The organism is Sulfitobacter sp. EE-36, assembly GCF_000152605.1.
Taxonomy (GTDB): Bacteria; Pseudomonadota; Alphaproteobacteria; order Rhodobacterales; family Rhodobacteraceae; genus Sulfitobacter; species Sulfitobacter pontiacus.
In genome coordinates this window covers 2,777,654-2,801,927 of record NZ_CH959310.1, presented here as the reverse complement: position 1 = coordinate 2,801,927, position 24,274 = coordinate 2,777,654, and the positions used below count along the sequence as shown (strand labels likewise).

The 24,274-nt window shown below is 62.5% G+C and carries 24 protein-coding genes; 16 read left to right on the top strand and 8 right to left on the bottom strand.

What is annotated here, in order from left to right:
• Window positions 1-31: 31 nt before the first annotated feature.
• Window positions 32-1,195 carry a M20 aminoacylase family protein gene (locus EE36_RS16155; protein WP_005854046.1) on the top strand — a complete coding sequence of 388 codons (1,164 nt, stop codon included), beginning with the start codon at window positions 32-34 and terminating at the stop codon, window positions 1,193-1,195.
• A 34-nt stretch (window positions 1,196-1,229) separates the two neighbouring features.
• On the opposite strand, the gene EE36_RS16150 is transcribed toward EE36_RS16155, so the two are convergent.
• The 3 genes from EE36_RS16150 to moaA are packed head-to-tail and all read right to left on the bottom strand — an operon-like array spanning window position 1,230 to window position 4,586.
• Complete coding sequence (locus EE36_RS16150; RefSeq protein ID WP_005854038.1) at window positions 1,230-2,291, bottom strand: glycosyltransferase family 4 protein; 1,062 nt, start codon at window positions 2,289-2,291, stop codon at window positions 1,230-1,232.
• Window positions 2,288-3,571 (bottom strand): 3-deoxy-D-manno-octulosonic acid transferase, encoded by a 1,284-nt coding sequence (locus EE36_RS16145; RefSeq protein WP_005854036.1) that lies wholly within the window; start codon window positions 3,569-3,571, stop codon window positions 2,288-2,290. Before EE36_RS16145 ends, EE36_RS16150 begins: the two co-directional genes overlap by 4 nt.
• A 7-nt stretch (window positions 3,572-3,578) precedes the next feature.
• Window positions 3,579-4,586 (bottom strand): GTP 3',8-cyclase MoaA, encoded by a 1,008-nt coding sequence (gene moaA / locus EE36_RS16140; RefSeq protein WP_005854034.1) that lies wholly within the window; start codon window positions 4,584-4,586, stop codon window positions 3,579-3,581.
• Window positions 4,587-4,671: 85 nt separating this feature from the next.
• On the opposite strand from moaA, the gene EE36_RS16135 reads away from it, so the two are divergent.
• Window positions 4,672-5,181, top strand: a complete 510-nt coding sequence (locus EE36_RS16135; protein WP_039912098.1) for a hypothetical protein — start codon at window positions 4,672-4,674, stop codon at window positions 5,179-5,181.
• Window positions 5,182-5,254: 73 nt separating this feature from the next.
• Here the strand turns inward: EE36_RS16135 and EE36_RS16130 are convergent, their stop codons facing one another.
• Genes EE36_RS16130 through glmU form a run of 3 tightly spaced genes read right to left on the bottom strand, consistent with a single transcriptional unit; the run spans window position 5,255 to window position 9,164 of the window.
• Window positions 5,255-5,992 (bottom strand): DNA alkylation repair protein, encoded by a 738-nt coding sequence (locus tag EE36_RS16130; protein ID WP_005854030.1) that lies wholly within the window; start codon window positions 5,990-5,992, stop codon window positions 5,255-5,257.
• Window positions 5,989-7,809, bottom strand: a complete 1,821-nt coding sequence (glmS, locus tag EE36_RS16125) for a glutamine--fructose-6-phosphate transaminase (isomerizing) (RefSeq protein WP_005854028.1) — start codon at window positions 7,807-7,809, stop codon at window positions 5,989-5,991. Before glmS ends, EE36_RS16130 begins: the two co-directional genes overlap by 4 nt.
• A 2-nt stretch (window positions 7,810-7,811) precedes the next feature.
• Complete coding sequence (gene glmU, locus EE36_RS16120; RefSeq protein WP_005854026.1) at window positions 7,812-9,164, bottom strand: bifunctional UDP-N-acetylglucosamine diphosphorylase/glucosamine-1-phosphate N-acetyltransferase GlmU; 1,353 nt, start codon at window positions 9,162-9,164, stop codon at window positions 7,812-7,814.
• A gap of 118 nt (window positions 9,165-9,282) precedes the next feature.
• Here glmU and EE36_RS16115 point away from each other — a divergent pair, with 118 nt between their 5' ends.
• Both EE36_RS16115 and EE36_RS16110 read left to right on the top strand, forming a co-directional pair.
• The gene (locus EE36_RS16115; protein ID WP_005854024.1) at window positions 9,283-9,954 is read left to right on the top strand and encodes an HAD-IA family hydrolase; all 672 of its coding nucleotides are present in this window, start codon (window positions 9,283-9,285) and stop codon (window positions 9,952-9,954) included.
• A 1-nt stretch (window position 9,955) separates the two neighbouring features.
• Window positions 9,956-11,161: a DegT/DnrJ/EryC1/StrS aminotransferase family protein gene (locus tag EE36_RS16110; RefSeq protein WP_005854022.1), complete on the top strand. Its 1,206-nt coding sequence runs from the start codon at window positions 9,956-9,958 to the stop codon at window positions 11,159-11,161.
• Here EE36_RS16110 and EE36_RS16105 read toward each other — a convergent pair.
• Window positions 11,158-11,559: a VOC family protein gene (locus tag EE36_RS16105; RefSeq protein WP_005854020.1), complete on the bottom strand. Its 402-nt coding sequence runs from the start codon at window positions 11,557-11,559 to the stop codon at window positions 11,158-11,160. The genes EE36_RS16110 and EE36_RS16105 overlap by 4 nt on opposite strands.
• Before the next feature lie 139 nt (window positions 11,560-11,698).
• Window positions 11,699-12,169, bottom strand: coding sequence for a pyridoxamine 5'-phosphate oxidase family protein (locus tag EE36_RS16100; protein ID WP_005854017.1), 471 nt, complete (start codon window positions 12,167-12,169; stop codon window positions 11,699-11,701).
• Window positions 12,170-12,315: 146 nt separating this feature from the next.
• On the opposite strand from EE36_RS16100, the gene EE36_RS16095 reads away from it, so the two are divergent.
• The 12 genes from EE36_RS16095 (at window position 12,316) to EE36_RS16040 (ending at window position 24,274) form a co-directional block, all read left to right on the top strand.
• Complete coding sequence (locus tag EE36_RS16095; RefSeq protein WP_005854015.1) at window positions 12,316-13,479, top strand: isovaleryl-CoA dehydrogenase; 1,164 nt, start codon at window positions 12,316-12,318, stop codon at window positions 13,477-13,479.
• Window positions 13,476-13,967, top strand: coding sequence for a lysozyme inhibitor LprI family protein (locus EE36_RS16090; protein WP_005854013.1), 492 nt, complete (start codon window positions 13,476-13,478; stop codon window positions 13,965-13,967). Before EE36_RS16095 ends, EE36_RS16090 begins: the two co-directional genes overlap by 4 nt.
• A complete protein-coding gene (locus EE36_RS16085) occupies window positions 13,967-15,490 on the top strand; it encodes an AMP-binding protein (RefSeq protein WP_005854011.1) in 1,524 nt (507 codons plus the stop codon). Before EE36_RS16090 ends, EE36_RS16085 begins: the two co-directional genes overlap by 1 nt.
• Before the next feature lie 52 nt (window positions 15,491-15,542).
• Entirely contained in the window at window positions 15,543-17,147 is a 1,605-nt protein-coding gene (locus EE36_RS16080) for a carboxyl transferase domain-containing protein (protein WP_005854009.1), read from the top strand.
• A 185-nt stretch (window positions 17,148-17,332) separates the two neighbouring features.
• The gene (locus EE36_RS16075) at window positions 17,333-19,267 is read left to right on the top strand and encodes an acetyl/propionyl/methylcrotonyl-CoA carboxylase subunit alpha (RefSeq protein WP_005854008.1); all 1,935 of its coding nucleotides are present in this window, start codon (window positions 17,333-17,335) and stop codon (window positions 19,265-19,267) included.
• An 11-nt stretch (window positions 19,268-19,278) separates the two neighbouring features.
• Entirely contained in the window at window positions 19,279-19,944 is a 666-nt protein-coding gene (locus tag EE36_RS16070) for a glutathione S-transferase family protein (protein WP_005854006.1), read from the top strand.
• Window positions 19,945-19,997: 53 nt separating this feature from the next.
• Window positions 19,998-20,855, top strand: coding sequence for a hydroxymethylglutaryl-CoA lyase (locus EE36_RS16065; protein ID WP_005854003.1), 858 nt, complete (start codon window positions 19,998-20,000; stop codon window positions 20,853-20,855).
• Window positions 20,855-21,640 carry a crotonase/enoyl-CoA hydratase family protein gene (locus tag EE36_RS16060; RefSeq protein WP_005854002.1) on the top strand — a complete coding sequence of 262 codons (786 nt, stop codon included), beginning with the start codon at window positions 20,855-20,857 and terminating at the stop codon, window positions 21,638-21,640. The genes EE36_RS16065 and EE36_RS16060 overlap by 1 nt, the downstream gene beginning before the upstream one ends.
• A 56-nt stretch (window positions 21,641-21,696) precedes the next feature.
• Window positions 21,697-22,596 (top strand): NAD(P)-dependent oxidoreductase, encoded by a 900-nt coding sequence (locus EE36_RS16055; protein WP_005854001.1) that lies wholly within the window; start codon window positions 21,697-21,699, stop codon window positions 22,594-22,596.
• Between the two features lie 170 nt (window positions 22,597-22,766).
• Window positions 22,767-23,132 (top strand): NADH-quinone oxidoreductase subunit A, encoded by a 366-nt coding sequence (locus EE36_RS16050; RefSeq protein ID WP_005854000.1) that lies wholly within the window; start codon window positions 22,767-22,769, stop codon window positions 23,130-23,132.
• Window positions 23,123-23,659 carry an NADH-quinone oxidoreductase subunit B family protein gene (locus EE36_RS16045; protein ID WP_005853998.1) on the top strand — a complete coding sequence of 179 codons (537 nt, stop codon included), beginning with the start codon at window positions 23,123-23,125 and terminating at the stop codon, window positions 23,657-23,659. Before EE36_RS16050 ends, EE36_RS16045 begins: the two co-directional genes overlap by 10 nt.
• Window positions 23,660-23,668: 9 nt before the next feature.
• Entirely contained in the window at window positions 23,669-24,274 is a 606-nt protein-coding gene (locus EE36_RS16040) for an NADH-quinone oxidoreductase subunit C (RefSeq protein WP_005853997.1), read from the top strand.

The window sequence follows — 24,274 nt, the reverse complement described above, 5'->3', positions numbered from 1 at the left end:
CTTTTTTCACAGACTTCAAGGACTTCGAAAAATGCCCGTTAAGAACCGATTTGCCGAATTGCACAATGACATCACCGCATGGCGACGTGATTTGCACGAACACCCCGAGATCCTGTTCGAGACGCATCGCACCTCTGCCACCGTGGCCGAGAAACTGCGCGCCTTCGGCTGTGATGAAGTTGTCGAAGGCATAGGGCGTACCGGTGTTGTCGGCGTGATCAAGGGCAATGCCACCACCTCGGGCAAGGTCATCGGGCTGCGTGCCGATATGGACGCGCTGCCGATCCACGAACAGACGGGGCTGGACTATGCCTCCAAAACGCCCAATGCGATGCATGCCTGCGGCCACGACGGCCACACGGCGATGCTATTGGGCGCGGCGCAGTATCTGGCCGAGACACGGAATTTTGACGGGACTGTTGTGGTGATCTTTCAGCCTGCCGAAGAAGGCGGCGGCGGCGGGCGCGAGATGTGCAAAGACGGCATGATGGAACGCTGGGGCATTCAGGAAGTCTATGGCATGCACAACTGGCCCGGCATTCCCGCGGGACAATTCGGCATCCGCCCCGGCCCGTTCTTTGCGGCCACCGACCTGCTGGAAATCGAAGTCGAGGGTCTGGGCGGCCACGCGGCCAAACCGCACGAGACTATCGATACAGGTGTGGTCACCGCACATATCATCACCGCGCTGCAAACCATCGTGAGCCGGAACGCGGACCCCGTGGGCAATATCGTTGTCTCGATCACCTCGATCGAATCCTCGTCCAAGGCGTTCAACGTGATCCCGCAGCGGGTGAATCTGTTGGGTACCGTGCGCACCCTGTCCAATGACCTGCGCGATCTGGCTGAAAAGCGCGTGACAGAGATTTGCGAAGGCATCGCGGCAACCTTCGGCGCGACAGCAAAGGTCAAATACGTGCGCAACTATCCGGTGATGGTGAACCACGACGAACAGACTGAATTCGCGGCGGATGTCGCGCGCGGCATCTCGGGTCAATGCGACGAAGCACCTTTAGTCATGGGGGGCGAGGATTTCGCTTTTATGCTCGAAGAGCGGCCCGGTGCTTATATTCTGGTCGGCAATGGCGACACCGCGATGGTGCACCACCCGATGTATAACTTTAACGACGATATCATTCCCGCAGGCTGCAGCTGGTGGGCGGGTATCGCCGAACAACGCATGCCCATCGGCTGATCACACAGGCATGGGGCGGGGGGAAACCCGCGCCCTATGCCGCCAGCAGCTTGCGATAGATTTTGACCAGCGCCGCCGCTTCGCGCGCGATAGAGAAATCCGACATCACATAGCTGCGCCCGGCCTCTGCCCATGCGGCCAGTCGGGTCCGGTCGGACAGGGCATCGCGCGTCGCGGCCTCGAGCGCGGGAATGTCATCGGGGTCCACCAGCAGGCCCGTCGTACCTTGCACCACCAGCTTTTCAAAGGCCCCCACACGGGTCGCGACCACGGGCACACCGCAGGCCATCGCCTCGATCGGGGTGAGGCCGAAGCCCTCCCACCGTTGGGGGGCGACGTAAAGGTCGAGCACGCGGTAGAAATCCGCCATATCGCCCACAGGCACCTCTGGCAGGAACAGCATCCGGTCCGACAGCCCTTCGGCGCGGGCGCGGTCTTTCAGGCCCTTTTCGAAGCTCTCGTATTTCTCGGTCGCGCGTCCCATCACAAGGGCGACGACATCGGGGTTGTCCCGCAGGATCGGCAGCATCGCCTCGACAAAGGCATCGGTGCCCTTTTGGGCGCGGATACGGCCATAGCAACCCACCAGCGTCGCGTTCACTGGCAGCTTGAGCTCGGCGCGCAGGGCGGCGCGGTCGGGCGAGGGGGCAAAGCCTTCGGTGTCGATCCCGTGCATGATCACATGGCCGGGGTTTTCCAGATAGGCGTTGGTCCGGTCCGAGGTCGCCACAACGGCATCCATCCGCCGGATCAGCCAGCGCGTCAGGCCGGTCTGTTCACGCTGGCTGGCCGAGGTGAACATCAGCTTGAGCCGCTTGCCCAGCAGATAGCGCAGCGCCAGCCCGCCCAGCATCTCGACGTTGCGCCGCGCGTGCCAGACCCGCCAGCCCGACGGCGACGGCCCGCGGCGCGACATGGTCACAAGCGAGGCCAGCGGCACCTGCGGCACATCATCAGGCACAACGGGGCCCGTTGCCGCGATAGAGATATCGCGCGATTGGACCGGCACCAGCCGCATCACAGTGGCCGTGACGCCGCTGAGCCTGCGTTTGAAATTCGGCGCGATCACATCGGTGCGGGCAAGGGGGTGCGTCATGGGGTATCCAACTTCAATGTGGTGATCAGACGGCTGGCGATGGCATCAAGCTGGTCATCCTGTGCCGCGATGAAGCGGGCAGCGGCTGCGGTCATCGTCGCCAGCTCGTCCGGTTTGGTCAAGAGCGCGGCAACGCGGGCGGCCAGATCATCGCCATCCGCCACGATCCGCGCGGCGCCTTCAGCCTCGAGCTGGGCATAGGTTTCCGCAAAGGCCGCAACATGGTTGCCCGACAGCACGGCGGCACCCGATTGCGCCACCTCGAACGGGTTATGCCCGCCAATGGGCAGCAGCGATCCGCCTAGAAACACGACATCGGACAGGCTGTACCAGAGGCCCAATTCCCCCAGCGTATCGGCCAGATAGACTTGGCCCCCGGGGGCGTCCCCACGGCTGCGGCGCTGCACGGTCAGCCCCGCAGCCTGTACCAGCGCCTCTACCGCGTCGCCGCGTTCGGGGTGGCGGGGGGCGAGGATGAGACACAGATCGGGGATCTCGCGCAGCAGCTTCTTATGTGCGTCCAGCACGCTGCGTTCCTCGCCTTCGTGGGTGGAGGAGGCGACCCAGACCGCCCGCCCGCCAAGCGCTGTGCGCGCAGCCGCCAGCGCCTGTGCATCGACGGGTAGCGGGCCGGCCATGGATTTCAGGTTCACGCCCGGCGACACACGATCGGCGGGGGCATGCATGCGGATCATATTGCGCGCCATCGCGTCATTCTGCGTCACGATCAGCGTGAAGACATCGAACAGGTAGCGGGCAGTGCGGGGCCATTTCTCCCAGAACTCGACCGTCTTGTCAGACATGCGCGCATTGACCAGCGCCATCGGCGCGCCGGTCGCGTGGGTCCGTCGCAACATCTGCGGCCAAATCTCGCTTTCGACAAATATCGCGGCGTCGGGCTGCCAATGGGTCAGGAACCGCTTTAACGGGCCGGGGGCGTCCAGCGGGGCAAACTGGTGTAAGCTGCGCGGCGGCAGACGTTGGTCCACCAGCCTGGCCGAGGTCGCGGTGCCGGACGTAATCAGGAAATGCGCGTTGGGCAGCATGTGCCCCATGCGGGTGATCAGCGCCAGCACCGACAGGCTTTCGCCCACGGACGCCGCATGCACCCAGACGAGCGCGCCGCTTGGGCGCGGCTGTGTGGCGATGCCGCGTTTCTCGCCCGCGCGGGCGGCGGGCACATCCTGCGCGTTCAGCTTGCGCGCCTCTGCGCTGGCGGCAAAGGGGATCAAGCAGCGGCTGGCAAGAACCCAGGCGCGGTACAGGAAAGGCGCGGACACGGTCGCGTCAGCCGCCTGTGTGGCTCATGTGGCGGGGCATCTGCCCATCCAGCTTTTGCCGTGAATAATCAAAGTCGTGGCCCTTGGGCTTAAGGTTGATCGCCGCGCGAATCGCGTCTTTCAAGGGTGCGTCGTCATCTGGGTGATTGCGCAAGGGCGCGCGCAGGTCGGCCACATCTTCCTGCCCCAGACACATGTAGATTTCACCGGTGCAGGTGATCCGCACACGGTTGCAGCTTTCGCAGAAATTATGGGACAGCGGCGTGATAAAGCCGATCTTCTGGCCGGTCTCTTCCAGCCGGACATATCGGGCAGGGCCGCCCGTATTCTCGGCCAGATCGGTGACGGTGTAATGTTCCTCGTAGGTGCGGCGCACATCCTTGAGCGACCAATACTGGCCCAAGCGGTCCTCGTTGCCCAAGTCGCCCATGGGCATCACCTCGATCCAGGTCAGATCAATCCCGCGATCCGCACACCATGCGGTCATCGACGGCAGTTCTGCCTCGTTGAAGCCTTTCAGCGCGACGGCGTTGATCTTGACCCGCAGCCCGGCATTCTGCGCCGCGTCGATCCCGCGCAGCACCTGCGGCAGACGCCCCCAACGGGTGATGTCGGCGAATTTCTGATCGTCCAGCGTATCAAGCGAGACATTCACACGGCGCACGCCCGCAGCATAAAGATCGGCGGCATAGCGTTCCAACTGGCTGCCATTGGTGGTCAGCGTCAGCTCTTTCAACGTGCCGGCGTCCAGATGGCGGGTCATGCTGTCGAAGAAGGTCATGATACCCTTGCGGACCAAAGGCTCACCGCCGGTGATGCGCAGCTTTTGCACACCCAGATCGACAAAGTTGGTGCACAGCCGATCCAGCTCTTCCAAGGTCAGAAGTTCCTTCTTGGGGAGGAAATTCATATTCTCGGACATGCAATAAACACAGCGGAAGTCACAGCGGTCTGTGACAGAGACGCGCAAATAGGTGATAGCGCGGGCGAACGGGTCAATCAAAGGTGCATTCATATCCCATAGGTAAACATCGGCCCATCCCGGGGCAAGTAGCATTTAGGAGATTGAAGCGGCAGGGGCGGAGCGTTAGATTTAACCCATGAAACATTATATTATTCTAGGTGTCGCTGTCGTTGCTCTGGCCGGATGTGCGGGCGTAACGGATCGTTTGGGTTTGGGCAAACGCGGGGCGGACGCAGCCCCACCCACGGCCGAGGCCGAGGCGCGTGCAGAGGCGTCCCTGTCGTCAGCCACCGCGGCTGCCCGTCCGCCTGCTGGGGCACGCACAGCCGACGCGCTTGACACCACAACGGCCGAACAACGCGCCGAGGCGTCAAAACCTGCTGAGGCAGGGGCTAAATCGCTGGGCACCACCGTCGCCTCGCTTGGTAGCGCGACAGAGCCGGGGCTGTGGATGAAAACACCGCTGGTGAAATCGGAAATGCAGGGCCGCGTGACGAACCCCGCGACGGGCAAATCCTCTACGGTTGAACTGATCCCGCTGGATGGGCCTGCTTCGGGCGGGAGCCGCATGTCGTTGTCGGCGCTGCGTCTGATTGGCGCGTCGCTGACGGATCTGACCAAGGTTGAAGTGTCCACCAACGGTTAAGCCGCGCGGTAATGGTGTAAGATACAAAACGGGCGTCCGAGGGGGAACCTTGGACGCCCGTTTTCTGTAGGGATCAGCTGTCTGATGCGGGGGCTTCGTCTTCCGCCGTCACTGCGGCTTCCAGCGGGAAATCCGGCATATGGCGCGCGGCTTCCTTGATCGCATAGGGTTTGAGGGTGGCGCGGTTGTCCTCGATAAAGGCGGCGGCGCGCACGGGGTCATGACGGCTGAGGTCGCGGACCCACCACGCGATGGCCTTTTGCAGGATGCCGTTCTTGACCGGCAGATACCCCGCTGCCCACCCAAGGATACGCTCGCGCGCGTCCAGCTCTTCGGGCTTGGGGTTGTTCTGCTTGGTCCAGGGCAGGGTGGCAACAAGTGCCGCCCGCTTCGACCAGAGTTCGCCCGATTGGGTCCAGGTCTCGACCACATCCAGACGTTGAGGGTCTGCCAGCAGACGTTTTTGCGCCGCCATGCAGGCATGATCCGCGATTGCCCAGCTGTCGAAATCCGGTACCCAGCTTTGGATCAATTGCCACGCGGGTTCGTCATCCGGGCGCAGGCGGGCCTGGGTCAACAGCTTGGCCGCCGCCACCCGCGCCTCGAAGATATCCGTCTGCCACAGGGCATCGGCCAGCGCGATCCGGTCGGTCAGCGACAGCTCGGCCCGCCACGCTTTGGTCAGATCGTTGATCTGCGGATTGGCAACGCCCAGATAGGGGCGATCCACCTTGTGATAGGCCTGCATTTTCTCGACAGCGGCGGGATCAGCCAGTTCGTTCAGCTGCGCCATATAGGGGGCAAGGTTCATTCCACAGTCACCGATTTTGCCAGGTTGCGCGGTTGGTCGACATCGGTGCCTTTGGCAATCGCGGTGTGATAGGCCAGCAACTGCGCCGGGATCGCATAGAGGATGGGGGCGAGCGCATCGGCGACGGGTGGCATTTCGATCTGCCCCCACGTGCCTTCGGCGGCTTCATCCAGCCCCGCACGATCCGAGATCAGGATCACCTTGCCCTTGCGCGCCATGACCTCTTGCATGTTGCTGACGGTCTTGTCGAAAAGCGTGTCATTGGGGGCCATGACCACCACAGGCACGTTTTCGTCGATCAGCGCGATCGGGCCGTGTTTAAGTTCTCCTGACGCATAAGCTTCGGCGTGTATGTAGCTGATTTCTTTCAGTTTTAATGCGCCTTCGAGGGCGAGAGGGAACATCGCGCCACGCCCCAGGAACAACACGTCACGGGCCGAGGAAAGCTTGTAGGCTTCGTCGCGCAGGGCGGCGTTCTGTTCGAGCGCGGTGTTGATCAGCGACGGCATGGACCGCAGACCAGAGACATAATCGGCCAGCTCTTCCTTGGTGATCGCGCCACGGTCCACGGCGGCTTTCAGCACCATCAGGAACAAGACGGTCAACTGGCAGGTAAAGGCTTTGGTAGAGGCGACGCCCACCTCGACACCGGCGTGGATCGGCAACGCCAGATTGCTTTCCCGCGCGATGGAGGATTCAGTCACATTGACCACCGAAGTGATGAGATCGGCCTTGCCCGCGCAATAGCGCAGCGCGGCCAGCGTGTCGGCGGTTTCGCCCGACTGGCTGACAAACAGCGCCATGGTCCGGTCCGAGATGGGCGGTTCACGGTAGCGGAATTCCGACGCGACATCGACCTCGACCGGCATGCGGGCGATCTGTTCGAACCAGTATTTCGCGGTGAGGCAGGCGTAGAAAGCCGTGCCGCAGGCGACCATGGTGATACGGTCGATCTTGGTGAAATCGAGCCCCGGATCGGGCAGCATGATCTCTCCGTCCGCGGTGAGATAGCGCGACAGGGCCTCGCCAATGACGGCGGGCTGCTCTGCGATCTCTTTCGCCATAAAATGCTTGTGGCCGGCCTTGTCGATGCGGGTGGTATCCAGGCTGATCTTCTTGATCACACGATCGACAGGGGCATCATCGGCGTCGTAAATTTTTACCGATGTGCGGGTCAGCACGGCGCGGTCGCCTTCCTCGAGATAGGTCACACGGTCCGTCATGGGCGAAAGCGCAATCGCGTCGCTGCCCAGATACATCTCGTTGTCGCCATAGCCGACGGCTAGCGGAGCCCCCTTGCGCGCACCGATCATCAGATCGTCTTCACCGTCAAACAGGAACGCCAGCGCGAAAGCCCCATGCAGCCGCGCAATGGTCTTGGTCGCGGCGTCTACAGGGCCCAGCCCTTCGGCCATGTATTTCTGGGTAAGCAACACGACCGTTTCCGTGTCCGTCTCGGTCACGAATTCAACGCCGTCCTTGGACAGTTCGGCGCGCAGCTCGCGGAAGTTTTCGATGATGCCATTATGCACAACAGCCACGGGCCCCGCCTGATGCGGGTGCGCATTGGTGACCGATGGCGCACCATGGGTCGCCCAACGGGTATGCCCGATGCCCGACTTCCCGGCGAGCGGTTCGTGCACCAGCAGATCCGACAGGTTCACCAGTTTGCCGACCGCGCGGCGGCGGTCCAGCTTGCCCGCGTCAATCGTCGCGATACCGGCGCTGTCATAGCCGCGATATTCCAGACGTTTCAGGGCTTCGACAAGGGTAGGCGCAACTTCGTGTTGGCCAAGGATACCGACAATACCACACATAATTAGCTGCCTCTCTGCTGTTTGGCCTTCTTGGCCTTTAACATTTCCAACAATTTCCGCGCCATGCCCGGTTTCTCGACCTGATGTGCACGCGCCAGCGCCAATGCGTCCGCCTCCACATCCGAGGTGATGACCGACCCCGATCCCGTCATCGCTCCGTCGCCGATATGCACGGGGGCCACCAGCATGGTGTTCGACCCGATAAAGGCATTGGCCCCGATATGGGTGTGGTGCTTCATCACGCCGTCATAGTTGCAGGTGATCGTGCCCGCGCCGATATTGGCTTTGGCGCCGATGGTCGCGTCGCCGATATAGCTCAGGTGGTTCACCTTGGCCCCTTCGGCGATCTGCGCGTTCTTGACCTCGACAAAGTTGCCAATGCGCACATCCTCGGACAGCTCTGCACCGGGGCGCAGGCGGGCGTAGGGGCCGATGACCCCGCCGCGTGCGACGTGGCAGCCTTCAAGGTGGCTGAACGCGCGGATAGTGGCACCGGATTCAATCGTCACGCCGGGGCCAAAGACTACATTGGGTTCGATCACCGTGTCGCGGCCGATATAGGTGTCGCGGGCGAAATAGACCGTTTCGGGGGCCATCAGCGTGATACCGTCCTCGAGCATGGCTGCACGGGCGCGCGACTGGAACGCGGCGTCGGCAGCGGCCAGATCCGCGCGGGAGTTCACGCCCATCGTCTCGGCCTCGTCACAGGTGACGGCAGTGGCTTTCAGCCCGCGTTCCCGTGCAATGCCGATGATATCGGTGAGGTAGTATTCTTCCGATGCGTTGTCGTTGCCGACCGCATCAATCAGGTCAAACAGCAGGTCGGATTTGCATGCAACAACCCCGCTATTACAAAGGGTTATAGCGCGTTCTTCATCCGTGGCATCTTTGTATTCAACGATGCGGTCAAGGCTGTCGCCCTGCATCACCAACCGGCCGTAACGGGCAGGATCAGCGGCGTCAAAGCCCAGCACGACGACATCATTCGTCTCAAGCGCTGCGCACATGTTTTCAAGCGTTTCGGTCTGCACGAAAGGCGTATCGCCATAAAGCACGATGGCCGTGCCGTCGAAGCCTGCCAGCGCCTCGCGCGCCTGACCGACGGCGTGGGCGGTGCCCAATTGTTCCTCTTGCACAACGACCTGTGCTTCGTCGTCAAACGCCTGCGCTGCGGCGCGGACCTGATCTGCCCCGTGGCCTGCAACAACGACCGTGCGGGCAGGCGACAGCGCTGCACCTGATGCCATGGCGTGCTCTAACAGTGGTGCATGGGCGACGGCATGCAGAACCTTGGGCAGATCCGATTGCATACGGGTACCTTTGCCTGCGGCCAAAAGGATCAGTGCAACTTCCATGTATAATCTCTTTAATCAATTTAATGTCTGCTCTCTTTACCTTGTTGGCGATTTTGCGCAAGGCTAGGGGTCATCAAAGAAGATTTCCGCCTGCAACACATTCAGCAAAGGAATGCCGATGAAAACAGTCGTATTCGACCTCGACGGGACGCTTGCGGACACGAGCGGAGACCTGATCGCCGCGGCCAATGCCTGTTTCCGCGACATGGGCGAGGGCGATGTGCTGGATGCCAAAACCGATGCAGGCACGGCGCTGAAAGGCGGTCGCGCGATGCTGCGGTTGGGCATGGAACGTTTGGGGCGCGCCGACGACGCCGAGACGATCGACCGCTACTATCCCATGCTGCTCGAAGCCTATGGCCGCGAGATCGACACCCATACCGTGCTGTATCCCGGCGCGATGGAGGCGGTGGAGGCATTGAAAGCCGCGGGCTACCGCGTGGCGATATGCACCAACAAACCCGAGGGGCTGGCCCATACGCTGCTGACCAAGCTTGGCGTGCGCGATGCCTTTGGCGCGATGGTGGGGGCCGATACGCTGGCGATCCGCAAACCCGATCCGGAGCATCTGTTCGAAACCGCGCGGCGTGCCGGGGGCGACCCCGCGCTGTGCTTGCTTGTGGGCGATACCAATACCGACCGCGAGACCGCGCGCGCGGCGGGGGTGCCTTGCGTGTTGGTCTCCTTCGGTCCCTCGGGCGATGATATGGCAGCACTTGGCCCCGAAGCCCTGCTGGACCACTATGACGATCTGCCCGACATCGTCACCCGTCTGATCGGTGCCGTCTGACATGGTATCTGACACGGCAGAGGTGTTCGCCGGCAGCTTCACCCAGCAAGAACCGATCCCCGAGGAAGCCATCGACGCCGCCGTCGCCGTGATGCGCCACGGGCGGCTGCACCGCTATAACACCGCGCCCGGCGAAACCGCCGAGGCCGCGCTGCTAGAGCAGGAGTTCGCCGCGATGGTGGGCGCGCAATACTGCCTTGCCGTGGCCTCGGGCGGCTATGCCATCGCGACCGCCTTGCGGGCTGTTGGCGTCAAGCCGGGGGATCGGGTGCTGTCCAACGCTTTCACGCTGGCCCCCGTTCCCGGTGCGATTGCCGCGGTCGGGGCCACGCCGGTCTTTGTCGATGTCACCCAAGGGCTGGTGATCGATCTGGACGATCTGGCCGCCAAACTGGATCAGGCGCGGGTGCTACTGCTAAGCCATATGCGCGGGCATATTTGCGATATGGACCGGTTGATGGCGCTTTGTGATGCCGCCGGTGTCACCGTGGTAGAGGATTGCGCCCATACCATGGGGGCAAGCTGGAACGGCGTGCCCTCGGGGCGGCATGGGGCGGTGGGATGCTATTCCTGCCAGACCTATAAACACGTCAACGCGGGCGAAGGCGGGCTGCTGGTCACCGACGATGCCGCACTTGCGGCGCGGGCGATCATGCTCTCAGGGTCCTATATGCTTTATGACCGGCATTTGGCGGGGCCGCCGCCCGAAGCCTTCGAGACGGTGAAATACGACACGCCGAATATCTCTGGCCGGATGGATAACCTGCGCGCGGCGATCCTGCGCCCGCAGCTCAAGCGGCTTGAGACACAGATCGACGGGTGGAATGCGCGGTATCACGTGGTTCAGGACGGCTTGCGCGACACGCCCGGCCTGACCCTCATCAATCGCCCCGCGGTGGAACGCTTTGTCGGATCGTCGTTCCAGTTCCTGCTGTCTGGCTGGGCCCCCGAGGCCATCGCATCAGTGCTGACCCGTTGCGCCGCCCGCGGGGTGGAACTGAAGTGGTTCGGCGGGGCGGAGCCTGTGGGCTTTACCAGCCGCTACGATTCATGGCGTTATGCCGAACCCTCTGCGCTACCCGCCAGCGATGCGGTGCTCGCCAGTATCATCGACATGCGCGTTCCGCTGACATTCTCGTTGGACGACTGCGCGCTGATCGCACGGATCATTCGCGCGGAAGTCTCGGCGGTGTTCCAGCAGGGCTAGGCCGCGCCGGGGTGCGCCATCTGGATCAACTGGATAAGGTTCCCGCAGGTGTCATCCAGTACCGCCATGCGGACAGGGCCGGCATCAATAGGGTCTTGGGTGAAGACGACACCGCTGTCGGTCAGCCGTTTGACTTCGGCATCCAGATCCTCAACCTGAAAGGAATGGGCCGCGATCCCGTCCTCCACCAGCGCCTGTTTGTAGGGGCCGACGGCGCGGTGATCGCTGGGCTCTAGCAAAAGCTCTGTTCCCTCGGGATGTTCGGGCGATACCACAGTGAGCCAGCGGTGCGTCCCGAGGGGGATATCGTTCTTCACCTCAAATCCCAGCTTGTCGCAATAGAACTTCTGGGCCTTGTCTTGGTCGTCAACGAAGATGCTTGTCACATAGATTTTCATATCGATTCATCCGTTCATGGCTGTATCGGGCCGGGTATCGAGCAAAGCCCGCGGGTGTTCGGCAGCACCCTAGCATGGCATCGCGAAAAGGGCAGACACAACGGCCCGCCCTTGCTGCGATTGATGGCGTGTCCGCCGTTCAGAAGCGAATGGTCCCATGTTCGCCCGCGTCCGGAACCTGTTTGGTCACATTGGCTTTGGCGATCTCGTACAGGAAGGACAGGCTGCCGCCGGTCAGCCAGACCTCCGCCTGTTTGAGGTCCATACGGACAAGTTGCACGTCGTCATCCTTGCGTCCGTCCTTGAACCAGGCGGCGGCAAAGGCGTTCCACAGCTCGTCCAGTTTGGCAGGGTCGGTCACAGCCTGAACGGTACCGTCGATCCGGGCGTATAGGTGTTCGTCCTTGCTGGTCACCAGATATTCGGCCGCAGCACCGGTCTGGGCGGATTTCGCGAGATCGGTGTCCCGTGCGGTGATGAACCAAAGGCAATTGGCGTCGTGGTCGGCATAGTGGCTCATGGGGATGGCGCGGGCGGTATCGGTGGCCAGCATGCCGATGCGGGTGTCGTCTACGCGGTCCCAGAATTCTTTCTTCAATGACGTGCTCATATCGGGGCGTCCTTTCTATCCTGTGTCACGGGGGTAACATCGGCGGCGCGGGTGCAGTTCCGCGCAGCCTGCGACATTTGCTTGACCGAATCCGCGAGAAGTGTAGTGTAATGAACAACTGTTCAATAAACTCGGGGGAGGGGTCTATGTTCAACACCACCATGAAATTCGATCTGGGCGACGACGTGAACGAGATGCGCGATATGGTGCACCGTTGGGCGCAGGAACGGGTCAAACCGATGGCCGCCGAGATCGACACCAAGAACGAATTCCCGCCCGCGCTCTGGGAAGAGATGGGCAGCCTTGGTCTGCTGGGCATGACGGTCGAGGAAGAATTCGGCGGCTCGGGCATGGGCTATGTCGCACACACCGTCGCGGTTGAAGAAATCGCACGCGCTTCCGCCTCGGTCTCGCTGTCCTACGGGGCGCATTCGAACCTCTGCGTCAACCAGATCCGTCTCAACGGCAGCCCCGAACAGAAAGCGAAATTCCTGCCGGGCCTGTGCTCGGGTCAACATGTGGGCGCGCTGGCGATGTCCGAACCCTCTGCGGGCAGCGACGTGGTGTCGATGAAACTGCGCGCTGAAAAGCGCAACGATCACTACCGCCTGTCGGGCAACAAATACTGGATCACCAACGGCCCTGACGCCGACACGCTGGTGGTCTATGCCAAGACCGACCCCGATGCCGGATCGAAAGGCATCACCGCCTTCCTGATCGAGAAATCCATGAAAGGCTTCACCACCAGCCCGCATTTCGACAAGCTTGGCATGCGCGGGTCTAACACGGCAGAGCTGATCTTTGACGATGTCGAAGTCCCGTTTGAAAACGTTCTGGGGGAAGAGGGGCGCGGCGTGGCGGTGCTGATGTCGGGGCTTGATTACGAACGCGTGGTGCTGGCGGGGATCGGTCTGGGGATCATGGCCGCCTGTCTGGACGAGATCATGCCCTATATGGTCGAGCGAAAGCAATTCGGGCAGCCCATCGGGAACTTCCAGCTGATGCAGGGCAAGATGGCGGATATGTACACCGCGATGAATTCGGCCCGCGCCTATGTTTACGAGGTCGCCAAGGCCTGTGATCGCGGTGATGTCACCCGTGCGGATGCCGCCGCCTGCTGTTTGTATGCCAGCGAAGAGGCGATGAAACAGGCGCATCAGGCGGTGCAGGCCATGGGCGGGGCGGGCTATTTGTCGGACAACCCCGTGGGGCGCATCTTCCGCGATGCCAAGCTGATGGAGATCGGGGCAGGCACCTCTGAAATCCGCCGGATGCTGGTGGGCCGCGAGATGATGGGAGCGATGGCGTGAAACCTCTGGTCCTTGCCCTGATGCTCTGCGCCTCACCGCTTGCCGCGCAGGATCTGCAATATACTGATCGCGGCACAGAGATTTGCCTCGCCGACGCAGATGGTTTTGCCGCCGAGATGGCCTGCGTCGGTGTCTCTGCGAACCAGTGCATGGAGGATTCTCCGGGCGGGAGCAGCACCTATGGTATGGGCGGGTGTCTGGACCGTGAGCTGCAATTCTGGGACCAGCGGTTGAACGATAATTACGCCGCGGTGATGGTGCAGGCCAAACGGATGGATGCCGATGCGATCCCGGGGCCCGAGGGAAGCCCCGGCGTGGCGGATGCCCTCCGCGAGATGCAGCGGGCGTGGATCGTGTTCCGCGACAAGGCGTGCACCTACGAAGCCTCGCTTTGGCAGGGGGGCACGGGGCGCGGACCTGCGGCGATTAACTGTCTGATGCAACAGACCGCGCGTCAGGCTTTGTCGCTGGACGTGTGGGAAGGCTGATGGCTGACGTCCTGCCAGGTCTGGACGGGACAGGCGCGTGGGAGATTCCGGCGCGGCTGAACATGGCGGCGCAATGTCTGTCCCATGACCCCGCGCGGCGCGCGATCATTGACCTGACAGGTGACGCGCGACGCGATGTCAGCTTTGGCACCCTGTCCGATATGGTCGACGGGCTGGCCCGCGCCTTGGCGCAGCGGGTCCAGGCAGGCGACCGTGTGGGCGTGCTGCTGGGGCAAAGCCCGTGGTGTGCTGCGGCCCATCTGGCGATCTGGAAAATCGGCGCGATTTCAGTGCCTTTGTTCAAACTCTTCAAGTATGATGCCCTCGCATCGCGGGTGCGTGATGCGGGCGTGACGCTGGTGCTGACCGATCCCGAAGGGCGCGATCTGCTGGGAGGGCTGGCGACGCCCTTGATGGCAGATAGCGTCGGCGTGGCGGGGGATCCTGTTGCCTTTGCCGACACCGGCCCTGACGATCCGGCGGTGCTGATCTATACCTCGGGCACGACGGGGTCGCCCAAGGGTGCGCTGCATGGCCATCGGGTGCTGACGGGCCATCTGCCCGGCGTCTCGCTCAGCCATGATGTGCTGGGGCAGGACGGCGATTGCCTCTGGACGCCTGCGGATTGGGCGTGGATCGGCGGGCTGTTCGATGTGGCAATGCCCGGGCTGGCGCTTGGCGTGCCTGTTGTCGCGGCACGCTTGGCGAAATTCTCTCCAGACGCCTGTGCGCGCATCATCCGCGAGGGCGATGTGCGCAACGTGTTCTTCCCGCCGACCGCGCTGCGGATGCTCAAGGCCGAGGGAGCCACGATCGCGGGGCTACGCTCTGTCGCATCTGGGGGAGAGCCTTTGGGGGCCGAGATGCTGGCATGGGGGCAGCAAGCCTTTGGCCTGAGCATCAACGAATTCTACGGGCAGACCGAATGTAATATGGTCGCCACCAGCGCGGGCAGCCGGTTCCCGCCGCGCCCCGGTTGCATCGGTAAACCTGTGCCGGGCCATAACGTTGAAGTGTTGGATGATACCGGCGCGCCGACGGCAGACGAAGGCGACGTGGCCATCCGCAAGGGATCAGCCGCGATGATGCTGGGCTATTGGCAGCGCCCCGACGAGACAGCACAAAAATTCCGGGGTGACTGGATGCTGACCGGTGATCGCGGCGTGTTCGACGGTGAATACCTGCGCTTTATCGGGCGCGAGGATGATGTGATCACCTCAAGCGGCTATCGCATCGGTCCGGCAGAGATCGAGGATTGCCTGCTGACCCATCCCGATGTGGCAACCTGCGGTGTGGTGGGCAAGCCCGACCCGCTGCGGACAGAGATCGTCAAAGCCTATGTCGTGCGCAAATCCGGTGCGACTGTCGATGAACAGACCCTGCAAGACTGGGTGAAAACCCGCCTTGCCAGCTATTCCTACCCGCGCGAGGTGGCCTTTCTGGATGCCTTGCCGATGACCGTCACAGGCAAGGTGATCCGCCGCGCGCTTAAAGCCCGCGCCGCTGCCGAAGGGGCTGCGTGATGCAATACCCGACTGTGACGTCCCCCCATTCCATCCGATCAAGGAGACCGACATGAAGCTGATTTCGCAAGCCTTGCCCTCGTCCGAAAGCTTCAAGGCGAACGAGGCCGCGCATCTGGCCGCCCTGCAAACCATCCGCGAGGCTGCGGATGCGGCGGAACTGGGCGGCGGCGAGAAATCTCGCGCCCGCCACGTGAGCCGCGGCAAGATGCTGCCCCGCGAACGGGTGGCCAATCTGCTCGACCCCGGTTCGCCCTTCCTTGAGGTCGGTGCGCTGGCCGCACATGGGCTCTATGGCGGGGCGGCCCCAGCGGCCGGTGTGATCGCGGGTGTCGGCAAGGTGCAGGGCATCGACTGCATGATCGTGTGCAACGACGCCACGGTGAAGGGCGGCACCTATTTCCCGATGAGCGTCAAAAAACACCTGCGTGCCCAAGAGATCGCCGAGGAAAACCATCTGCCATGTATCTATCTGGTAGACAGCGGCGGCGCGAACCTGCCCAATCAGGACGAGGTCTTTCCCGACCGTGACCACTTTGGCCGGATTTTCTATAATCAGGCGCGGATGAGCGGCAAGGGCATTCCCCAGATTGCGGTGGTCATGGGATCGTGCACCGCGGGCGGGGCCTATGTGCCCGCGATGTCGGATGTGTCGATCATTGTGAAAGAGCAGGGCACGATCTTTCTGGCCGGTCCGCCGCTGGTCAAGGCCGCCACGGGCGAGGTGGTCAGCGCCGAGGATCTGGGCGGTGGCGATGTGCATACCCGTCTGTCAGGTGTGGCCGACTATCTGGCCGAGGATGACGCCCACGCGCTGGCCTTGGCACGACGCGCTGTGGCGGGATTGAACCGCGCGGCCCCGATGAATGTGCAGTGGCAACCGGCCGAAGACCCTGCCTATGATCCGGCCGAGATGCTGGGCGTTGTCCCCGCCGATCTGCGCACGCCCTATGACATCCGCGAAGTCATCATGCGGCTGGTCGATGGCAGCCGCTTCGACGAATTCAAGGCGCGCTTTGGCGAGACGCTGGTCTGCGGTTTCGCCCATGTCAAAGGCTGCCCCGTCGGTATCATCGCCAACAACGGCGTCTTGTTCTCGGAATCCGCCCAGAAAGGCGCGCATTTCGTCGAGCTGTGTTCGCAGCGCAAGATCCCGCTGGTCTTCTTGCAAAACATCACCGGCTTCATGGTCGGCCGCAAATACGAGAACGAAGGCATCGCGCGGCACGGGGCCAAGATGGTGACGGCTGTCGCCTCGACCAATGTGCCCAAGATCACCATGCTGGTGGGCGGGTCGTTCGGGGCCGGTAACTATGGTATGGCGGGCCGCGCCTATTCCCCGCGCTTCATGTGGACATGGCCGAACTCGCGCATTTCGGTCATGGGCGGTGCGCAGGCGGCGGGCGTTCTGGCAACGGTAAAACGCGATGCGATCGAACGCGCGGGCGACAGCTGGACCGAGGAAGAAGAGACAGCCTTCAAGCAGCCCACGATTGATATGTTCGAGGAACAGTCACACCCGCTTTATGCGACCGCGCGGCTTTGGGATGACGGCGTGATCGATCCGCGCCACAGCCGCGAGGTGCTGTCCCTGTCGCTACGGGCAAGCTTGAATGCGCCAATCGAGGATACGAAGTTTGGTGTGTTCCGGATGTAGGCCGCGGTGGGCCTTTATGCGGCCGGGGGCCAGCCCAAATTCTTGAGTAAAGCCGGGGGCCAGCCCAAGTTTTTAATCAAGCCGGGGGCCAGCCCAAGACTTTTATAAGGCCGGGGGCCAGCCCCCGGGACCCCCGGAGTTTAAGGGGCAAAATGAAGATAAGATGGATGTGAGGGAACTGCGTGATGTTTGATACGATCCTGATTGCGAACCGGGGCGAGATTGCTTGCCGCGTGATGGAGACAGCGCAGGCCATGGGGGTGCGCTGTGTGGCGGTCTATTCCGACGCGGACCGCGCGGCGAAACATGTGGCGATGGCGGATACGGCGGTGCATATCGGCGGCTCGGCCCCTGCCGATAGCTATCTGCGCGGCGAAGTGATCATTCAGGCGGCACTGGATACGGGCGCGCAGGCGATCCATCCGGGCTATGGCTTTTTGTCCGAGAACCCCGATTTCGTGGATGCGGTAGAGGCGGCGGGGCTGGTCTTTATCGGTCCGTCGGCCAAGGCCATCCGCGCGATGGGGCTTAAAGATGCCGCCAAGGCCTTGATGGTCGAGGCGGGCGTGCCGGTTGTGCCGGGGTATCACGGGGCCGATCAGGATGACGCGCTGCTGGCGGCAGAGGCGGATAAGATCGGCTATCCGGTGTTGATCAAGGCCGTCGCCGGCGGCGGCGGCAAGGGCATGCGGCTGGTGGAGGCGGCGGACGGTTTTCAGGCCGCGCTGGAGAGTGCGCGCTCCGAGGCCAAGACAGCCTTTGGCAACGCCGATGTGCTGGTCGAGAAATTCGTCACCAAACCGCGCCATATCGAGGTGCAGGTCTTTGGCGACGGCAAAAAGGCCGTGCATCTGTTTGAACGCGATTGCTCGCTTCAGCGGCGCCACCAGAAGGTGATCGAGGAGGCTCCGGCCCCCGGCATGACGCCCGAAATGCGCGAAGCGATGGGGCAGGCGGCGGTGACAGCAGCCGAGGCGATCGGCTATGCTGGGGCGGGCACGATTGAATTCATCGTCGACGGCTCTGGCGGGTTGCAGACGGACGGCTTCTTTTTCATGGAGATGAACACCCGTTTGCAGGTGGAACATCCCGTGACCGAGGCGATTACCGGCGTTGATCTGGTGGCCTGGCAGCTGCGCGTGGCGGCAGGCGAGGGGCTGCCCCTGCGCCAGGACGAATTGTCGATCCACGGACATGCGTTTGAGGCGCGGCTTTATGCGGAGGATGTGCCCAAGGGCTTCCTGCCCGCCACGGGCACCTTGACACATTTGCAGTTCACGCCCGCCTGCCGGGCCGACAGCGGCGTGCGCGCCGGCGATACGATCAGCCCTTTCTATGATCCGATGATTGCCAAGGTGATCGTGCATGGCGACACGCGCGAGATCGCCCTGTCGCGCCTACGCGCGGCGCTGACCGGCTGCGAGGTGGCGGGGACGGTCACGAACCTTGCGTTTCTGGGCGCTTTGGCGGTGCATGAAGGGTTTGCGGCGGGGGATGTGGATACCGGGCTGATCGCCCGTGACATTGATGATTTGACACAAGCGCCCGAGGTGGAGCCGCGTCATGCAGCGCTTGCCGGGATGGCGGCACTGTCGTTGCTGGATCCGGCCGGGGGGGCGGGATTTACGCTGTGGCAGCCGCTGCGCCGCGCGGTCGGATTGACCTGGGGCGGAGAGGATCATCTGCTACAGGTGCAGGTCGTCTCGGCGGATCACCAGATCTGGACCGTGGACGGGACAGAGGTGGTGGCGCAGCGCATCGGCGGGCGTTGGTCATTAGGCGGGCAACAGGCGGCGGCTGTATCTGTCGCCGAGGGGCGCGTGACGGTCTTTGACGGCTATGGGCTGGTGTTTGACGTTATCGACCCGCTGGCCCGTGCCGCGGGTGGTCACGGCGACGGCAACCTGATCGAGGCCCCGATGCCCGGATTGGTGCGTGTCGTGGATGCCAAGGTCGGCCAAACGGTGTCCAAGGGCGACCGCCTTGCGGTGCTGGAAGCCATGAAGATGGAGCACAGCCTGCTTGCCGCGCGCGATGGCGTTGTCGCCGAGGTTCTGGCGCAGGCTGGTGATCAGGTCGAGGCGGGTGTAGCACTGGTGCGGCTAGAGCCCGAGGCATAGGAGACCGCACCATGATTACCCTGCACCACGTCGAACAGACCCGTTCCATGCGCACCCTTTGGTTGCTGCACGAGCTGGAGGTGCCCTTTGAGGTGTCGATCCACGCCTTCGACAAATCCTTGCGTGATCCGGGCTATCTGGCGATTTCGCCGGCGGGGCGTGTGCCCTCGCTCGAGATCGACGGGGAGCGTATGTTCGAGACAGGCGCCATTGCGGAATACCTTTGCGAACGGTTCAGCCCCGACCGTTTGGGGCGGATGCCGGGGGCACCGGATCGCATGGCGTGGTTGGTGTGGATCCACTTTGCCGAGACGGTATCGCAGCATTGTGCCGCGCTGACCCAGCAGCATGTGGCGCTGCGCGATGATTCAATGCGTAGCCCCATCGTGATGAAGCTGGAAGCCGCGCGTTTGATGAAATGTTACGACGCGATCGAGGCGCGTTTGGGTGGCGGGATACTGTCGCAGGATTATCTGTTGATGAGCGGTTTCACGGCGGCGGATGTGAACGTGGGGCAGGCGGTCTATATGGCGCAGCATTTCGCCAAGCTCGACAATCACCCCAATGTGGCGGCCTGGTATGCGCGCATCACCGACCGCGAGGCGTTCCAGCTGTCGCTGCCCAAAGACGTGCCGTTGTTTGACCGGACGTTTTATGACCCGTGGCCGGTCGAGTGATGCTACCGTCACGCAGGTGAGTTTATTTGGCAAAATGAAGGGGAGGGGGCGTTATGGATAAAGGGGTCTGCGAGATATTCGAGGTCGGTCCACGGGACGGGCTGCAAAACGAGGCGCGTGAAATTCCGGTGTCGGAGAAGATCGCGCTGGTTGACCTGCTGAGCCGTGCGGGGTTTTCCCGGATCGAGGTGGCGAGTTTTGTCAGCCCCAAATGGGTGCCGCAGATGGCCGGATCGGCTGAGGTACTGGGCGGGATTGCTCGGGTCGAGGGGGTGCGTTATGCCGCGCTGACGCCGAATATGCGGGGCTACGAGGATGCGGTCGCGGCCCCAGCGGGAGAGATCGCGGTGTTCGCCTCGGCCAGCGAGGGGTTCAGCCAGAAGAATATCAACGCCAGCATCGAGGAGGCGTTCGAGCGTTTCGCGCCGATCCTAGAGCAGGCACGCTATGTGGATATGCCGGTGCGGGGCTATGTCTCGTGTGTGGTGGAATGCCCCTATGACGGGGCGGTCGCGCCATCCAAGGTGGCTGAAGTGGCGGATCGTCTTTTCTCTATGGGCTGCTATGAGGTCTCGCTTGGCGACACCATCGGGGCGGGCACGCCGGATACGATTGCGCGCATGTTGCTGGCGGTGCGCGATGTGGTGCCCGTGGGGCGTTTGGCCGGGCATTACCATGACACCAACGGGCGGGCGATGGACAACATCGATGCATCCCTGTCCATGGGCCTGCGGGTGTTCGATGCCGCCGTAGGCGGTTTGGGGGGGTGCCCCTATGCGCCGGGGGCTGCGGGCAATGTTGCTACGGAAAAGGTCAACGCGCATCTGATGGCGCTTGGCTATGACACCGGGTTGGATCAGGCGGTGATCGAGGAAGCCGCCGAGATGGCGCGGCGGATGAGGGCAGGATGATGTACGAGACACTGAAGCTGGAGACCGACGCGCGCGGGGTCGCGACCTTGACGTTGGCGCGCGAGGAAAAGCACAACGCCATGTCCGCGCAGATGATCGCGGAGCTGACCGGGGCCGCCGCCGCCTTGGCCGCTGATGACGCTGTGCGGGTCGTGGTGCTGACCGGCGCGGGCAAAAGCTTTTGCGCGGGCGGTGATCTGGGCTGGATGCAGGCGCAGCGCGATATGGATGGGCCGACACGCTCGGCCGAGGCAGGCAAACTGGCCACGATGCTGGGCGCGCTGAACACGCTGCCCAAGCCCTTGATCGGTCGGGTGCAGGGGAATGCCTTTGGTGGCGGTGTCGGCATGGCCTCGGTCTGTGACGTGGCGATCGGGGTTGATACGTTGAAGATGGGGTTCACCGAGACGCGGCTGGGGATCATTCCGGCCACCATCGGCCCCTATGTGCTGGCCCGTATGGGCGAGGGGCGCGCGCGGCGTGTGTTCATGTCGGCCCGTCTGTTTGACGCGGCGGAGGCGGTCGATCTGGGCTTGCTGGCCCGTGCCGTGCCGGCGGATGCGCTGGACGCTGCGATCGAGGCCGAGGTCCTGCCCTATCTGTCCTGTGCGCCGGGGGCCGTGGCTGCGGCGAAACAGCTCGCGCGGGATTTGGGGCCGCGGATCGACGCGCAGGTCGTGGACCATACCATCGCCGCATTGGCCGACCGCTGGGAAACCGAAGAGGCGGCCGAGGGAATCGGTGCCTTCTTCGACAAGCGCAAGGCGGCCTGGGTTACGGGTTGAAGCGGGGCGGCAAGGCTCTAGGCTTTGCCACGACATCAATGGCAAGAGGGTCCCCCATGCGTATTCTATTCACCGGCGGCAGCGGCAAGGCGGGGCGGCATGTGATCCCCTATCTGCTGGATCAGGGGCATCAGGTGTTGAATGTGGACCAGCAGCCGCTGGATCACCCCGGCGTTGACAACCGCATTGCCGATATCACCGACGCGGGCCAGATGCATGATGTGATGCATAGTCTGATGAATCTGGGCGAACTGGATGAGGGCACCGGCGTGCAGGGGTTTGACGCCGTTGTGCATTTCGCCGCCGTGCCGCGCATCCTGATCACGTCGGATACAGAGGTGTTTCGGGTCAATACGCTTGGCACCTATCATGTCATTGATGCTGCCGTGAAGGCGGGGGTGCCCAAGATCATCTTTGCCTCATCCGAGACGACCTATGGCGTCTGCTTTGCCCAGGGGGAGCGTAAGCCCGACTATATCCCCGTCGATGAAGATCACCCGACCGTGCCCGAAGACAGCTATGCCATGTCCAAGGTCTGCAACGAGGCGACGGCGCGCAGCTTTCAGGCGCGCACGGGGGCGGATATCTATGGGTTGAGAATCAACAACGTGATCGAACCGCATGAATACGCCAGCCTTTTCCCTGGCTTCATTCACGACCCCGATCAACGGCGGCGCAATATCTTCGCCTATATCGATGCCCGCGATCTGGGGCAGATGGTGCAGCGCTGTCTTGATGTGGACGGCTTGGGGTATGAGGTGTTCAATGTGGCCAACGCGGACACCTCTGTCGCCGCACAAACGTCTGACTTGATTGATCGCTACTATAAAGACGTGCGCCAGACCCGCGATATGGGCCAGTTCGAGACATTCTACAGCATCGAAAAGGCGCGTGACCTGCTGGGGTTCGCGCCGCAGCACAGCTGGCGCGAGAGCCGCGATCTGCTGGAAAAATAGCGCCAATCACGCGGGCGCGGGCAGGGTGTGCCGCGCCCCACGACAGGATGACGCAAATATGGCGGGCTCGGTTGACCCTGACCGGACAGCGGAGTAAACCGACCAAAGCCAATAGTGCCGTTTGGCTGACAGGGCGCGTGGCGCGTCGCATACGCAAAAGGAGCTTCCCCTTGGACGACATGATGCGGGAATACCTGCCGATCCTACTTTTTCTAGCCGTGGCGATTGTCCTTGGCATTGTTTTGATCCTGGCTGCCGTCGTGCTGGCCGTGCGCAACCCGGACCCTGAAAAAGTGTCGGCCTATGAATGCGGGTTCAACGCCTTTGATGACGCCCGGATGAAATTTGACGTGCGGTTCTACCTCGTGTCGATCCTGTTCATCATCTTTGACCTCGAAATCGCTTTCCTCTTCCCCTGGGCCGTGGCCTTTCAGGACGTGAGCATGGCCGGTTTCTGGTCGATGATGGTCTTTCTTGCCGTGCTGACCGCCGGCTTTGCATATGAGTGGAAAAAGGGAGCACTGGAATGGCAGTAGCAGCCGCCGGGGCCAATGTGGCCGGGATGGACCGCGATGTGGCCACCCAGAACCTGAACAAGGAACTGCAGGACAAAGGCTTCCTGCTGACCTCGACCGAAGACATCATCAACTGGGCCCGTACCGGCTCGCTGCACTGGATGACTTTTGGTCTGGCCTGCTGCGCCGTCGAGATGATGCACACCTCGATGCCGCGCTACGATCTGGAACGTTTTGGCACCGCGCCACGCGCGTCTCCACGTCAGTCCGACCTGATGATTGTTGCGGGCACGCTGACCAACAAGATGGCACCGGCCCTGCGCAAGGTCTATGACCAGATGCCGGAACCGCGCTATGTGATCTCTATGGGGTCTTGCGCGAATGGCGGCGGCTATTACCACTACAGCTATTCCGTGGTGCGCGGCTGTGACCGTGTCGTGCCTGTCGATGTCTATGTGCCCGGCTGCCCCCCCACGGCAGAGGCGTTGCTTTATGGTATCATGCAGTTGCAGCGCAAAATCCGCCGCACCGGCACAATTGTTCGCTGAGGGGCTGATATGTCAGAACAACTGAACGAACTTGGCGCGTATATCGAAGCGAAACGCCCCGACTGTATCCTCGGCTGGGACATCGCCTTTGACGAGCTGAACATGGATGTTACCCAGGCCAATCTGCCCGGTCTGGTAGAATTTATCAAAAGCGACGCGACCTGCCGTTTCTCCTCGCTGGTGGATATCACCGCGGTGGATTACCCGGGCCGCGCCAAACGCTTTGATGTCGTCTATCATTTCCTGTCGATGTACCAGAATCAGCGCATCCGCTTGCGCGTCGCCGCGCGCGAAGAGGATATGGTCCCCTCGATCGTCGATATCCACCCGTCGGCCAACTGGTTCGAACGCGAGGTCTTTGACATGTTCGGCATCATCTTTGCCGGCCACCCCGACCTGCGTCGCCTGCTGACCGACTACGGGTTCCGCGGCTACCCGCTGCGCAAGGATTTCCCGACCACCGGCTATACCGAAGTCCGCTATGACGAGACGGAAAAGCGCGTGGTCTATGAACCCGTGAGCCTCGTTCAGGAATATCGCCAGTTCGACTTTATGTCGCCTTGGGAAGGGGGCGAATATATTCTGCCGGGCGATGAAAAGCCGGAGGCAAAATAA